The following is a 14,158-nucleotide window of genomic DNA, read 5'->3' as shown; positions in this document are numbered from 1 at the left end:
GTTATAGAAAATGAAGAAAAAAGACATTCTTATCCTTCTGGTGGATGATGAACCGGATATCCTGGAAATAGTGAGCTATAATCTTTCTTCTGAAGGATATAAAGTTATTACTGCAGATAATGGCGCCGATGGTGTAAAGCTTGCAAAGAAAAAGAACCCTCATCTCATCATTCTGGATGTGATGATGCCGGGAATGGATGGTATTGAAGCCTGTGAAAAAATCAGGAAAATACCCGAACTGGAAGATACTATCATTACCTTTCTTACTGCCAGGGGTGAAGATTACTCCCAAATGGCTGGCTTTGATGCGGGTGCCGATGATTATATAACCAAGCCTATAAAGCCGAAGGTGCTTACCAGTAAAGTAAAAGCGCTTTTAAGACGGTTTAAAGACGATACTTCTAATGCCAGTATTGTAAAGATTGGTGATCTTACCATAAATAGGGAAGAGTATAAAATTATTAAGGACAACGAGGAAATGCTGCTGCCCAGGAAAGAATTCGAATTACTTTCCCTTCTTGCTTCCAAACCAGGAAAAGTTTTTAAACGGGAAGACATTATGGATAAAATCTGGGGAAACGATGTTGTAGTTGGAGGTCGTACTATAGATGTTCATATAAGGAAACTTCGTGAAAAAATTGGGGATGACAGTTTTAAAACCGTAAAAGGAGTTGGGTATAAGTTTGTAGTTTAATGGCAAATAAATTTAAGCGTTCATATAAATTTGCAATAAAGACATCGATCTACATTACTATTTTTGTAGGTTTTTTACTGGCTGTTTTCTTGTATTACATGGATACTTTTCTATGGGTGCCTTTTCTTATATTTTTATTCTTATTATATATTTTTTCCTTTTTTATCATTCAGCAGCGGGTAGAATATTTTATTTACCGGCGTATTAAAAAGATTTACGACAACGTGTCATTGTTAGATTCTACCACGCTGCGGCCCAGCCAGGTAACGACAGATATGGCTACCCTTACCAGAGAGGTAGAAAAGTTTGCCGAAAATAAAAAGCTGGAAATCGAAGCTCTTAAGATTAGGGAGGGCTATAGAAAAGAATTTATGGGCAATGTGTCCCATGAGTTAAAAACTCCGCTCTTTACCGTACAGGGTTATATTCTCACTTTGCTCGATGGTGCAATGAAGGATAAAGCTGTAAGGAAGAAATATCTTACCCGTGCCAGTAAGGGAGTAGAAAGATTGATATATATCGTCAAAGATCTCGATATGATTAGTAAGCTGGAAGTAGGGGATTTGCATTTGCAATTGGAAGATTTTAATATCGTGGAACTTATTCAAAATACTTTTGATCTGCTTGAAATGAAAGCAGCCAAAAAAAACATTACCCTTACGTTCGATACCGATTATCAAAAGGCAATTTATGTTTACGGGGATAGGGAGCGAATCCAGCAGGTACTTACAAACCTTGTGGTAAATTCAATTAAATACGGTAAAAAAGATGGAACTACAGAAATTACAATAGAGAACCTAATCAAGAACAAAGTTATCGTAAGGGTTACCGATAATGGGGAAGGTATTGCAAAAGAGAATATTCCAAGATTGTTTGAACGTTTTTACAGAGTGGATAAAAGCGGTTCCAGGAAAGAAGGGGGGTCAGGCCTTGGTTTGGCGATTGTAAAGCACATTATTGAAGCCCACGAGGAAAAGATTTATGTAGAAAGTGTTTTTGGAGTGGGAAGCGAATTTTCCTTTACCTTAGAAAAGAGCGAAGAACTCCCGGAAACTGTTAGTGAAGCCGATATCTTTTAATCCTTTGTATTTTCTGATTTCTTCCAGATGTGAGAGTTTAAAGTCATTCTGTTTACACGAAGGAGCTATACCCAGGTTCATAAGTCTTTCTGCAAGGTATTCCTGTTCAAACTGTCCCGGTGTGGGAATAAAAAAGGCTTTTTTCTCCAGCTTTGCCAGGTCCAGGAGCGTGGTATAGCCCGATCTGGAAATAACAACTTCAGAAGAATTAACCGCTTCTTCCAATTCTTTACCATACCTGTAATTCTCAATGTCGATATTTGCCATTTTAGAGGGCCGGTTATTTTCCTCAATGACACCTCTCACCAGTATAATTTTTGCCTTGCTTTCTGCGAATTCTTTGAGCAACAGCTCTTCCAGGATAGTTCGTTGCGGTTCGGGGCCAGACAATAAGAGAAGGTAATCATACTTCTTTGGCAAATCCTTTTTCTCAAATCTGCTTATTGGTCCAAGGTATTTTACGCTCTCATCAGGCTTATTCAGGTGACCAAGAATCCCGCTGAGGTTTTTTTTACCTTTAGCATCTGGAATCCAGCATTCATCGAACTTCCTGATGTATTTTTGGTGTAGTTTACTGCTGAAGTAAGTGGTTGTTCCGCTTAAAACATTTAATTGATGGGTAATAAAGACGCATTTTAAATGTTTATACCTCACTCCAAAGCGATTATCTGAAATTATTCCGTCCAGGTTAAGATCTTCTACCAACTTCTTTGTGACTTTTTTTTCAGCTTTAATTGCATTAAGGAGTTTAGGAGTATCCCACATCATTTTCCACTTAAAATTGCTTCCGTTTTTGGTGTATTCAACTTTATAGGAAGGTAGTTCAAAGGATTTTAAATGGGGAAATTCCTTTTGAAGAAGTAAAAGTGCATTTCCGTCTGAAGCTAAAATGGGCTCAAAATTTTCTGCTTCCAGACCCTTAATAATTGGTATGCAACGAGAGGCATGGCCTAAACCCCAGTTCAATGGTGCGACTAAAATCCGTTTCTTTCGCATTTAACAAATATAATCTTATCGGCCTGTGACCTATTTTCTTTAATTTTACCAAAATATTAAATTATCACGTGGGAAGTAAAAATAAGCTTAAACGATTCAGGGAAAATGAAAATTTTTCAAATGTCATTCAACCCTCCCGAGAAGAAATTACCGATAAAAAGTTTGAATGGAAAGGAAGGTGGAATGAATTTTTTAAAAATGACAAACCTATTATCCTGGAATTAGGTTGCGGAAAAGGTGAGTACAGTGTAGGTCTTGCTCAACAAAATCCCGATGCTAATTTTATCGGGATAGACATTAAAGGTGCCCGTTTCTGGAGGGGTGCGAAGACTGCGCTGGAAGAAAAACTGGAAAATGTAGCTTTTCTACGCACGCAGATCGAACTCATTACTCATGTTTTTGCTGAAAATGAAGTAAGCGAAATTTGGATAACCTTTCCAGATCCTCAGATAAAGTATAAAAGGACCAAACACCGACTTACAAATTCCGAATTTCTTCAGAAGTATAAACAAATTTTAAAAGACGACGGACTCGTAAACCTGAAAACCGACAGCGAGTTTATGCATGGTTATACGCTGGGGTTGCTGCATGGAGAGGGGCACGAGGTTATTTATGCGCACCACAATATTTATAAAAATGAGTATTCTCCAAAGGAAGTGCGGGAAATCCAGACTTTCTATGAAAAGCAGTACCTTGAGAAAGGAAAACCAATTACATACATTCAGTTTAAGATAAAATAGGCTTGGAAGAAGCAAAACTTTTTCTCATCACATATTTCGCCGCTTTTCTGGGGGTTATCCCTCCTGGTTTGGTCAATATGACAGTTGCGAAAACCTGTGTGGAACAGGGAAAGAAAAACGGACTTTATGTTGCAGTGGGCGCTTCATTCATTGTTCTTCTTCAGGCGTTTATTGCCGTGCTTTTGGCAAATTATATTTTTTCGAATCCTTTTGTTCAGAATATTTTATTAAGGGCGGGCCTTGTCATTTTTATTATCCTTGGAATTTATTTTTTTGTAAAAGCTAAACGAGAAGAAGGGATTGAGCACCAATCTGAAACGGCTAAATCCAATAGTATCTTTAAAGGGATGCTTATTGCAGTTCTAAATGTTTTTCCTATTCCGTATTTCGTGGCAATTGCTGGAGCATTAAACATAGGTGTTGGAGCTTTTTATCCATGGCTAAAGATTTTTTCCTTTACCCTGGCCGGCGCCATAGGAACTTTTACCAGCCTTTATCTTTATGTGGTTTTTTTTAATAAGATTGAGGGCAAAACAGAATCCTTCTCCCGGTTTTCCAACTATTTTATGGCGCTTCTTATGTTGGTGCTAATCGTGATTACCTTATTTAGAATATATACTTCATGACAAAAGACGCCGGGTTTTTTGAAAAGGTTTATTATGTGGCTGCTAAAATTCCACGTGGAAGGGTTACTTCCTATGGTGCAATTGCCCGATTTTTAGGCTCTCCGCAAAGCGCCAGGATGGTAGGCTGGGCTATGAACGCATCTAAAGAAAAATCCGATGTTCCTGCACATCGGGTTGTAAACAGAAACGGACTCTTAACCGGGAAAAGTCATTTTAGCGGTACTCACGCCATGCAGCAGCTTTTGGAAGAGGAAGGGGTGGCGGTGAGAGATCTTAAAATTCAGGATTTCGGGAAACATTTCTGGGATCCTGGAAAAGAACTTAATACGCAAGAATAACTGTGTTTCCCCCAGTTGTGGTGGACCTTAGAGAGTGGGAATCAATTCTGGTCAAAAGCTTCGTTTTCTTAGCTTTTCAACCTATATTTGCGTTTAGAATCGATCTATATAAGAGCTATTGGATCAAATAATTTTAAGAAATTTTCATTTTTTCTGAAGAATCAGAAGAGCTGAATTTTTCTTCTGAAAAAAAGGAATATCGTGGTATTGAAGAAGAAAGATATTTTAGAAGCACTCGAGACCATCTCAGTAGCCGGGGAAGGTAAAAATATGGTGGAATCTGGTGCAGTACAAAACATAATGATTTTTGGTGATGAGGTGGTTGTGGATTTAGTTCTTGCTACGCCTGCACTTCATATAAAAAAGAGGGCAGAGGTTGATATTTTAAAAGCCATACACGAGAAGGTTTACCAAAAAGCCAAAGTTAAAGTTAATATTAAAGTTGAAGCACAGGAACAGAAAAAACCTGAAATAAAAGGAAAACCTATTCCTGGTATTAAAAATATAGTAGCTGTTGCCTCCGGAAAAGGAGGGGTTGGAAAATCTACGGTAACAGCAAACCTGGCTGTTACATTATCTAAAATGGGTTTTAATGTTGGTATTCTTGATGCAGATATTTATGGCCCGTCGACGCCTATGATGTTCGATGTAGAAGCTGAAAGGCCTCTTTCTGTAAATATTAATGGAAAGTCCAAGATGAAGCCTATTGAGAATTATGGCGTGAAAATTTTGTCTATAGGTTTCTTTACAAAACCCAATCAGGCAGTTGTATGGAGAGGACCAATGGCTGCCAAGGCGCTCAACCAGATGATTTTTGATGCTGCGTGGGGAGAATTGGACTTTCTTTTAGTAGATCTTCCTCCGGGAACAGGTGATATTCACCTTTCCATCATGCAGTCTTTGCCAATCACCGGAGCTGTTGTGGTTAGCACACCTCAAAATATGGCGTTGGCAGATGCAAAACGGGGAGTGGCAATGTTCCAACAGGAAAGTATAAACGTTCCAGTGCTGGGTATTGTTGAAAATATGGCGTATTTTACTCCGGAAGAATTGCCTGACAATAAATATTATATCTTTGGGAGAGAGGGGGCGAAAAATCTGGCTGAAGATTTAAAGGTTCGGTTTTTGGGAGAAGTTCCATTGGTGCAGAGCCTTAGGGAATCTGGAGATATTGGACGTCCTGCTGCTTTGCAGGAAGATACTCCGTTAGAAAATGCTTTTAAAGAGATTACAAGGAACATGGTTGAAGAAACTGTGAAAAGAAACGAAAATCTGCCGGCAACCGAAGCTGTTAAGATCACCACAATGGCGGGATGTAGTGCAGTTAAAAAGAAATAAATGACGAGCGAAGAAGTTAAATTAAACGTAGAGAAGGCTTTGGCCGAGATCCGTCCGTTTCTAATAAGTGATGGAGGGGATATATCTTTAGTTTCCATTGAAGATGATCGCCTGGTAAAAGTTCAGCTGGAAGGCGCATGCGTAGGCTGTTCTGTTAATACAATGACGCTCAAATCTGGCGTGGAGATGACGATCAAGAAATACGTACCACAAATTGAACAGGTGATTAACGTAGAAGGGTAATTTTCCTTTAATGAAATCCTGAATATTTATTCGGAAGAATAGCTACGTTAACTGTGATTCGGAATAAAATCCTATAATTGATAAATAATTAGATGGTTTAATCAAATTAGCTGAAATTGTCTGCTTTAATTTTTAAGTGACTATTTCAGCTTTATCATTTTAAACACGAATAAGATCTTTTTTTACTTAAAATATGTCTGATATTAAAATTACGATTATCGACCGTGAAGGCGAAGCACATTTGGTAGATGCTCCCACAGATATGAATATGAACCTTATGGAAGTAGTTCGCTCATACGAGCTTGCTCCTGAAGGCACAATTGGAATTTGCGGCGGTATGGCTATGTGTGCCTCCTGCCAGTGCTACATCCTTAATCTGGAGCATATGTTGCCGGAACAAAGTATCGAAGAAGAGGACATGCTGGATCAGGCATTTTTCGTGGAGTCCAATAGCCGTTTAAGCTGCCAGATTCCAATTACCGAAGAACTGGACGGGCTTGAAGTTAAGTTGGCTCCGGAGTCTACTTGATAAATTCAATACCTTACAGCTTTTGAAGTTGGGAGGTTTTTATTTCTTAAAAGTTTAATCTGGAATTTGCCAATTATCAACTTATTGTAAACGAAATGTCCTTTTTGCAAGGAAACAGTCATTTCAAGCCAGACCTGTTAGGTTTTAAAAACCTGACAGGTCTTTTTCTTTAAAACCTATTGGACGAAAATTGCCATTTTCAGGCATCTGCTTAAAAGCATATATTTTGAAGAATTCACTTTAAATCCTTTGCAGGTTTTCAGAATCTATGTTCTCTAAAATACATTCTTCTATTCCATTCCAAAGTTCTATTCTGCTTGAAAGCGCGTTTTCTGCAGTTTGTGTGGCTTCTTCCCATTTTACGGGATCATTTCCGCAGAGTTTTTCTATCATTTTAAATGCCATAGGACCATGTTCGTCGCCATCGAGTTCGATGTGTCTGTCAAAGTAATATTTAAATAATTTAAGATCGTTCTCAGGAAACTTCTTCTGGATATTCTGAATAATAGAGGAGAACATTTCCGGAATAAGACCTTCCCGGCCAAAGGCAAATGAGGCGGCAATATTATGCGGTTTCCCTTCAGAAATTACATCGAAGGTGTTCTTTAGAAATTGTTTTATACTTATCGGAATTTTGCTCGCAGCTATAATTAAAAAGATATCGGTGCCGTGATTTACCTGAAGCAGAAAATCTTCAATTTTTCGCGTTTCCGCACCAGCCGATGCCATTGCCTCAAGATACATCTCGAAATGACTTTGGTGTTCACCTTTTAAATTTACATCGGTATCTTCAGCGAGGATTATCTCGTGAATAAGGTATCTTATTTCGGGATCACCTGTAGGAAACCAGGGTTGTGTGGTTTTGGTAAGTTTTTCCTGAAGCGCGGTTAGCAGCGACATAAAATCCCATACCGCAAATACATGGTGCTCCATAAAAATCCTTAGCTGTTGCGGGGAGGTGATTTTTTGGTACAGGGAATGATTTAAAAGCTGTTCTTTTTTCGGTTTCAGGCTACTATTTATTTCCTTTATCATAAAAATCTCGGTTTTTGCAAAAGTAACAGGTGAAGACGGATTTTTAAAAATATATGAATACTTTAAAGTAGATTTAACCCTAAAATTGCTCTTTTTGCAATAACTTTAAAAATATGAATACCTGCTTTACAACTTCATTTAACATCATTGTTTTTTACTCTAAAAAGTCTAAGGAGTATCTGAAAATAGATGGCGTGGTTGCAAAAAAACCTAAAGCGCTGAAGAAAAAGTGTTGTGAGAGTTACAAAAAAGGTAAGCGTTGTAAACGCTGCCCCTGTTTTGATCTACAATAGAGATCCGAATTCTGAGGAAGGATTTAGTTTGACTATTATTTTAATCCTGATTTTTCATGAGGATTTATGTAAAGAAATCTGTAATTTCCTCATTCTCTCTTTAACTCTTTTCCTCTTTAACTTTTTTGTAAAAATTTAAAACGCTGCGTGTCCCGTAATATCCATTCCTGTTATTAATAGATGAATATCATGTGTGCCTTCATAAGTAATTACACTTTCCAGGTTCATCATATGCCTCATAATGCTATACTCGCCGCTTATGCCCATTGCACCCAAAATCTGTCGGGCTTCCCGGGCTATTTTAAGCGCCATTTCCACATTATTCCTTTTGGCCATGGATATTTGTGCCGAAGTTGCTTTTCCTTCGTTTCTGAGTACTGCCAGTCTCCAGGCCAATAATTGTGCTTTAGTGATCTCTGTGACCATTTCTGCCAGTTTTTTCTGTTGAAGTTGTTTTGCTGCAATTGGTTTATTAAACTGAATACGTTCTTTCGCATAGCGTAGTGCAGTATCGTAGCAATCCATAGCCGCGCCAATTGCTCCCCAGGAAATTCCGAATCTTGCCGAGTCGAGACAGCCTAATGGTGCTCCGAGTCCGCTCTTATTTGGTAGTAAATTTTCCTTCGGAACTTTCACATTGTCGAAAACCAGTTCTCCGGTGGCACTTGCACGTAATGACCATTTGTTGTGAGTTTCGGGGGTGGAAAATCCTCGCATTCCGCGTTCCACAATAAGGCCGTGAATTCGCTCATTTTCATCCTTAGCCCATACGATGGCGATATCTGCAAACGGAGCATTAGAAATCCACATTTTCGACCCATTTAGCAAATAATGATCTCCTTTGTCTTTAAAGTTTGTTGTCATTCCGGCCGGATTGGAGCCGTGATCAGGTTCGGTTAAACCAAAAGAGCCGATCATTTCCCCGCTGGCAAGCTTCGGAAGATATTTCTTGCGCTGCTCCTCTGTCCCGAATTTCAGGATTGGATCCATCACCAGCGAAGTTTGAACCGAAGCTGTAGAACGGATTCCGCTGTCGCCACGCTCAAGTTCCTGCATAATGAGTCCGTATGAAATTTGATCCAGGCCGGCACCACCATATTTTTCTGGGATAAAGGAACCAAAAGCACCAATTTCGCCCAATCCTTTTAAAAGCTGTTTCGGAAATTCAGCTTTTTGAGCCGCTTCTTCAATTATAGGAGAGATTTCTTTTTTCACAAAGTCTCTTGCGGCTTTGCGAACTATCTTATGTTCTTCGGTAAGCAGCTCGTCGAGATTGTAATAATCGGGAGCCTGGAAAAGATCTTCTTTCATGCTGGTGGTTTATACACAAATATAACCAGGACTTTTGCAGCAAACAATTTTTTAGCGAAATGCCTAAAATGGCAATTTTTGGTATATAGATCAAATACTTGTACTAAACGGAAATCATAATCCTTTCTTAGCCGTTATAACTTCAGGTAAAACGGAGCGACCAATTCTTTATAAGCTTCAGTATAATTATGTCTGGAAATTTCGATGATTAACTCATCTGTCACCGGTTCGGTTTTTTTAAAGGAAAATGCCAATAATGACCTTTTTAAGGTAGAGTCTTTAGTTCCTCTTACCCGGGTTATTTTCTTCGGAAAAAGATGTACTTGGGAAGCAAGATCAATAAATTTTTCTTCTTCGGAAAAAGGGATAATCACGCTGAAGATTCCTTCTTCAGAAAGTAAAACGGAGACACCGCGAAGCAGATGCTCGAATGGAAGAGAATCTGAAAATCTGGCCATTTTCCTGGCACTGCTCATTTTTTCCTCATTTTCGTCTACTTCTGAAGAAAAGGGAGCAGCATAAAAAGGCGGATTGGATATAATGAGGTCGTATTTTTCCTCATCCTGCATTTCTTCAGCAAATTCATTTAAATCTGCGTGATAACAGAACAATCTGTCTCCCCAATCACTGTTTTCAAAGTTTTCGACTGCCTGTTCATAAGCATTTTCTTCAATTTCTATGGCGTCGATGTTAAAAGCGGCAGATCTTTGAGCCATCATTAGAGCAAGTAGCCCTGTTCCAGCCCCAATATCGAGTATAGACTCCGGATTATGATCCAAAGGTGTCCAGGCGCCCAGTAAAACGCCGTCTGTACCTATTTTCATCGCAGCTTTATCCTGAGCGACGGAAAATTCTTTGAATTTGAATATTTGATCAGGCATAGAGAGTACAGAATTAGAAGTTTTCAGCAGAACAAAAGACGATGGTCAAAAATGGCAATTATCGACCTGTAGTAAATCTAAAGCTAAACAAGGATTATTTAGCTTAAAAATAAAAAACCGCTTCCTAATAAGAAAGCGGTTTAAAATATTTTCTTCAGAAGAAATTACTCACCAAGAGCAACTCTTTCGAAAGCAACAACTTCAAGTTGAGAATCTACAGATTTTACATAGTCTGCAACACTTTCTTTATTGCCTTTTATGTAATCCTGGTTCACTAAAGTGTTGTCTTTAAAGAAACGCTGAATTTTTCCTTTTGCAATTTTATCAAGCATTTCTTCAGGTTTTCCTTCCTGGCGCAATTGATCTTTTGCAATTTCAATTTCTTTATCAATTGTAGTTTGGTCTACTCCGTCTTCATTTAAAGCAACGGGATTCATTGCAGCAGCTTGCATAGAAACGTTTTTAGCAGCTTCATCTGCACCGTCTACGTTTGCAGAAAGACCTGTAAGAACAGCGATTTTGTTACCTGCGTGAATGTAAGAACCTACGAAAGGAGCTTGTAAAGTCTTAAAAGCACCAATCTCAATTTTCTCACCGATAACACCAGTTTGCTCAGTAAGTTTTTCCTGAACAGTAATTCCTTTATAGTCTGCAGCCAAAAGTTCTTCTTTGGTATTGTAATCAAGAGCAAGCTCAGCAAGACTTTGTGCAAGAGCTACGAAATCTTCGTTTTTGGCAACGAAATCTGTTTCACAGTTAAGGGAAATAACGGCACCTTTAGTACTGTCGTTATTTACTTTTGCAATTGCTGCACCTTCACTGGATTCTCTGTCTGCTCTCTTTGCAGCAACTTTTTGGCCTTTTTTACGAAGCACTTCAATTGCTTTGTCAAAATCACCATCAACTTCTACCAAAGCTTTCTTGCAGTCCATCATTCCTGCACCGGTAGCTTTTCTTAGTTTATTTACTTCTGCGGCGGATATCTTAGCCATAGTCTTATATTTTATTTAGAATTAACAAGTCGTTTAGTCAAGTATAATGAAATGAACTAAACGACTTATAAAATTTACCAAACTGTTATATTTATTCTTCTTCTCCGTTATCGTCTGAAGCTTTATCTAAAGTCTTTTGTTTAGATTGAAGCTTCACGTCTTGTTTAGCTTCTCTCATAGCCTTTTGATCTTCGGGATCCTGAGAAGGAACTTCAGCTTTCTGCTTTTTCAATTTTGGAGCCATTTCTGATTTTGCAACCTTACCACCTCCATCTTCATCATTCTCGTCTTTCTTCTTTGAATCTTTGCTTGTCTTTCTGTCTGATAAGCCTTCAACAATAGAATCTGCAACATAAGAAATTACTTTGCTGATAGATTTTGAAGCATCGTCGTTAGAAGGGATCAAATAATCTACTTCACGTGGATCTGAATTGGTATCCACCATCGCGAAAATTGGAATGTTTAATTTTTGAGCTTCTTTAACTGCAATGTGTTCACGTGTAATATCAACAATAAACAAGGCTGCCGGAAGTCTTGACATGTCTGAAATAGAACCTAAGTTTTTTTCTAACTTAGCTCTAAGACGATCTACCTGCAAACGTTCCTTTTTGGAAAGCGTGTTAAACGTACCGTCTTTTTTCATTCTATCAATAGAAGCCATTTTCTTAACAGCTTTACGGATAGTTACGAAGTTGGTAAGCATTCCACCAGGCCATCTTTCTGTGATGTAAGGCATGTTTGCTCTCTCAGCTTGTTCAGCTACAATCTCTTTTGCTTGTTTTTTGGTAGCTACGAATAGTATTTTTCTACCACTGGCTGCGATTTTTGCCAAAGCCTCACCGGCTTCCTGCATTTTAGCAGCACTTTTGTATAAGTTAATGATGTGAATCCCGTTGCGCTCCATATAAATATAAGGAGCCATATTTGGATTCCATCTTCTTGTAAGGTGTCCAAAATGTACACCTGCGTCAAGTAATTCTTTTACTTCTACTTTGTTTGCCATTTTTGTAATAGTTTACGTTCTGTTGAAGATAGCAACAGGCAAGTGGCTATTTAATAAAATACGGCCTTGCTTGTTTAGATGCTAAACTAACTCCCAATGATGCTTTGACCAGCGCAGCATCACAAAGGGTAACAACAAAAATCTTTTTTAATTTTAAATGAACTTTTAGGGCTGTGCCCAAACAATTAACGTTTAGAGAACTGGAATTTCTTACGGGCTTTCTTCTGTCCGTATTTCTTACGTTCTACCATACGAGGATCTCTTGTTAATAAACCTTCCGGTTTAAGAGTAGTACGGTTTTCTTCGTCCAGTTGAACCATTGCTCTGGAAAGTGCAAGACGAATAGCTTCTGCCTGTCCTGTAATTCCACCTCCGTAAACGTTTACTTTTACATCAAAAGTTTTATCGTTGCCGGTAAGAGTTAACGGCTGATTAACTTTGTACTGAAGCGTACCTGTAGTAAAGTAATCGTTCATGTCTTTTTTGTTCACGGTGATGTTCCCATTTCCATCAGAAACATAAACACGTGCAACTGCCGTCTTTCTACGACCAATTTTGTGAATAACCTCCATTACTTAAGATCGTTTAAGTTAATAGTTTTAGGTTTTTGAGCTTCCTGATCGTGGTCAGATCCCGCGTAAACCTTTAAATTTCTGAATAGGTCTGCTCCTAATTTGTTTTTAGGCAACATTCCTTTTACCGCTTTTTCCACCAAACGCTCAGGAGCTTTGTTGAATAATTCGGATGCTGTAAGACTTCTTTGTCCACCTGGATAACCGGTATGGCGAATGTATTCTTTAGAATCCCATTTCTTTCCGGTTAAGTTGATTCCGCTGGCGTTGGTAATAACAACGTTATCTCCGCAATCAACGTGTGGGGTGAAGTTTGGTTTGTACTTCCCTCTTAGTAATTTTGCTACTTTAGAAGCAAGACGTCCCAGTGTTTGTCCTTCAGCATCTACGTGTACCCATTCTTTGGTAACGGTGGCCTTATTGGCCGATACTGTTTTGTAACTTAATGTGTCCACACTAAATAGTTTTACTTAATAATTAAACATTCCATTCCTGTAATCCCGAATATAGTATCGGGAAAACAGGGGTGCAAATGTACAATTATAAATTCATATAGCAAATAGGACTTTCATTATTTTAAATAGGTGGAAAAGACTGATTGTCAGAAGTGTCGGGTGACTTTAAAAAAGCAGGAAAGAAGACTGCCAAGATAAACTACAAATGGCAGGAACAAAAAGTTAGGGTTACTTGCAAACGTCAAAAAGTATAAAAAGATCGATAAAGAGTATTTTTAATGTTAATAAAGTTATAAATGATTATTTACTGCCCTACATTTGCATTTCCAAATCTTAATGAATGAAAATGAATAGATTAAAGAAATTGACCGGAGCATTTGGTATGATTGTGATGGTTGCAGGTTTAACGATTTCTTGTGAGCCTGAAAATGATGAAATGGCAGTTGCAAATACAGATGTTTTAAAAGTAAGCAACGCTACAATAGAGCAAAGCACTCTTGTTGGCAGATGGGAACTTTCTGCTATGACTTCAGATGCGGAGGTGAACCTCAATGATGGTGATCCAGATACGAGTACAAATATATTAGAAGAAACTACTTGTTTTGATGATATGTACTTTATCTTTAATGAAGACGGGACGGTTAAAACAGGTCAGGCGAAACTGGATTTTAAGAATAATGGATTTAGCTGTAGTTACGGTATATACCTCGCGGAATATGATGTTATTAGTGTGAATGACGACACCAAACTAGAGGTGACATTTGAAGTAAACGGACTAACTTATGTCGATTCAAAAACTATTGATTTAATAACTGAGAATGGACAGGAATATTTACACGTTATAACTACAGTTACCGAAGTTAATGAAGGTGTCGAAGCAGGTTACATTAATGACGGCCGCGAAACCACTATTGTTTCAGCGGTAAAAACATTAGAAACGGTATATATAAAAGTACAATAAAAAATTAGACGATTAGTTTAGTGTTTGTCTAGTCCTAAATAATCGATACAGATTATTAAAGGATTAAATTTA

The 14,158-nt window shown here is 38.2% G+C and carries 17 protein-coding genes; 9 read left to right on the top strand and 8 right to left on the bottom strand.

Going from position 1 to position 14,158, the window contains the following annotated elements:
- Positions 1–10: 10 nt before the first annotated feature.
- Together RM549_RS12975 and RM549_RS12970 are read left to right on the top strand one after the other, a co-directional pair.
- Positions 11–694: a response regulator transcription factor gene (locus RM549_RS12975; RefSeq protein WP_311685507.1), complete on the top strand. Its 684-nt coding sequence runs from the start codon at positions 11–13 to the stop codon at positions 692–694.
- On the top strand, positions 694–1,773 hold the full coding sequence (locus tag RM549_RS12970; RefSeq protein WP_311685505.1) for a sensor histidine kinase: 1,080 nt from the start codon (positions 694–696) through the stop codon (positions 1,771–1,773). The genes RM549_RS12975 and RM549_RS12970 overlap by 1 nt, the downstream gene beginning before the upstream one ends.
- On the opposite strand, the gene RM549_RS12965 is transcribed toward RM549_RS12970, so the two are convergent.
- Positions 1,720–2,769, bottom strand: coding sequence for a glycosyltransferase (locus RM549_RS12965; protein ID WP_311685503.1), 1,050 nt, complete (start codon positions 2,767–2,769; stop codon positions 1,720–1,722). The genes RM549_RS12970 and RM549_RS12965 overlap by 54 nt on opposite strands.
- Before the next feature lie 68 nt (positions 2,770–2,837).
- Between RM549_RS12965 and trmB the strand changes: the two genes are divergently transcribed.
- The 6 genes from trmB to RM549_RS12935 all read left to right on the top strand — a co-directional run bounded on the left by trmB (position 2,838) and on the right by RM549_RS12935 (position 6,583).
- On the top strand, positions 2,838–3,509 hold the full coding sequence (trmB, locus tag RM549_RS12960; RefSeq protein ID WP_311685501.1) for a tRNA (guanosine(46)-N7)-methyltransferase TrmB: 672 nt from the start codon (positions 2,838–2,840) through the stop codon (positions 3,507–3,509).
- A gap of 2 nt (positions 3,510–3,511) precedes the next feature.
- Positions 3,512–4,135: a LysE family translocator gene (locus tag RM549_RS12955; RefSeq protein ID WP_311685499.1), complete on the top strand. Its 624-nt coding sequence runs from the start codon at positions 3,512–3,514 to the stop codon at positions 4,133–4,135.
- Positions 4,132–4,473 (top strand): MGMT family protein, encoded by a 342-nt coding sequence (locus tag RM549_RS12950; protein WP_311685497.1) that lies wholly within the window; start codon positions 4,132–4,134, stop codon positions 4,471–4,473. The genes RM549_RS12955 and RM549_RS12950 overlap by 4 nt, the downstream gene beginning before the upstream one ends.
- Before the next feature lie 201 nt (positions 4,474–4,674).
- Positions 4,675–5,811 carry an Mrp/NBP35 family ATP-binding protein gene (locus tag RM549_RS12945; RefSeq protein WP_311685495.1) on the top strand — a complete coding sequence of 379 codons (1,137 nt, stop codon included), beginning with the start codon at positions 4,675–4,677 and terminating at the stop codon, positions 5,809–5,811.
- Entirely contained in the window at positions 5,812–6,054 is a 243-nt protein-coding gene (locus RM549_RS12940) for a NifU family protein (RefSeq protein WP_311685493.1), read from the top strand.
- A gap of 193 nt (positions 6,055–6,247) precedes the next feature.
- A complete protein-coding gene (locus RM549_RS12935) occupies positions 6,248–6,583 on the top strand; it encodes a 2Fe-2S iron-sulfur cluster-binding protein (RefSeq protein WP_311482706.1) in 336 nt (111 codons plus the stop codon).
- A gap of 240 nt (positions 6,584–6,823) precedes the next feature.
- Here RM549_RS12935 and RM549_RS12930 read toward each other — a convergent pair whose 3' ends face one another.
- From RM549_RS12930 to rplM, 7 genes are all read right to left on the bottom strand, one after another.
- Entirely contained in the window at positions 6,824–7,618 is a 795-nt protein-coding gene (locus RM549_RS12930; protein ID WP_311685491.1) for a DUF3050 domain-containing protein, read from the bottom strand.
- A 428-nt stretch (positions 7,619–8,046) separates the two neighbouring features.
- Positions 8,047–9,222: an acyl-CoA dehydrogenase family protein gene (locus tag RM549_RS12925; RefSeq protein ID WP_311685489.1), complete on the bottom strand. Its 1,176-nt coding sequence runs from the start codon at positions 9,220–9,222 to the stop codon at positions 8,047–8,049.
- Between the two features lie 134 nt (positions 9,223–9,356).
- Complete coding sequence (locus RM549_RS12920; RefSeq protein WP_311685487.1) at positions 9,357–10,103, bottom strand: tRNA1(Val) (adenine(37)-N6)-methyltransferase; 747 nt, start codon at positions 10,101–10,103, stop codon at positions 9,357–9,359.
- 164 nt (positions 10,104–10,267) lie between these two features.
- The gene (tsf, locus tag RM549_RS12915; protein ID WP_311685485.1) at positions 10,268–11,095 is read right to left on the bottom strand and encodes a translation elongation factor Ts; all 828 of its coding nucleotides are present in this window, start codon (positions 11,093–11,095) and stop codon (positions 10,268–10,270) included.
- A gap of 91 nt (positions 11,096–11,186) precedes the next feature.
- A complete protein-coding gene (rpsB, locus tag RM549_RS12910; protein WP_311685483.1) occupies positions 11,187–12,098 on the bottom strand; it encodes a 30S ribosomal protein S2 in 912 nt (303 codons plus the stop codon).
- A gap of 185 nt (positions 12,099–12,283) precedes the next feature.
- The gene (gene rpsI / locus RM549_RS12905) at positions 12,284–12,670 is read right to left on the bottom strand and encodes a 30S ribosomal protein S9 (RefSeq protein WP_311685481.1); all 387 of its coding nucleotides are present in this window, start codon (positions 12,668–12,670) and stop codon (positions 12,284–12,286) included.
- A complete protein-coding gene (gene rplM / locus RM549_RS12900; RefSeq protein ID WP_311498586.1) occupies positions 12,670–13,125 on the bottom strand; it encodes a 50S ribosomal protein L13 in 456 nt (151 codons plus the stop codon). The genes rpsI and rplM overlap by 1 nt, the downstream gene beginning before the upstream one ends.
- Before the next feature lie 340 nt (positions 13,126–13,465).
- On the opposite strand from rplM, the gene RM549_RS12895 reads away from it, so the two are divergent.
- Positions 13,466–14,086: a DUF5004 domain-containing protein gene (locus RM549_RS12895; protein ID WP_311685479.1), complete on the top strand. Its 621-nt coding sequence runs from the start codon at positions 13,466–13,468 to the stop codon at positions 14,084–14,086.
- The last annotated feature ends 72 nt before the right edge of the window (positions 14,087–14,158 follow it).

Source organism: Autumnicola patrickiae (assembly GCF_031846525.1).
Classification (GTDB): Bacteria; Bacteroidota; Bacteroidia; order Flavobacteriales; family Flavobacteriaceae; genus Autumnicola; species Autumnicola patrickiae.
This window is presented reverse-complemented; position numbering and strand designations above follow the sequence as displayed.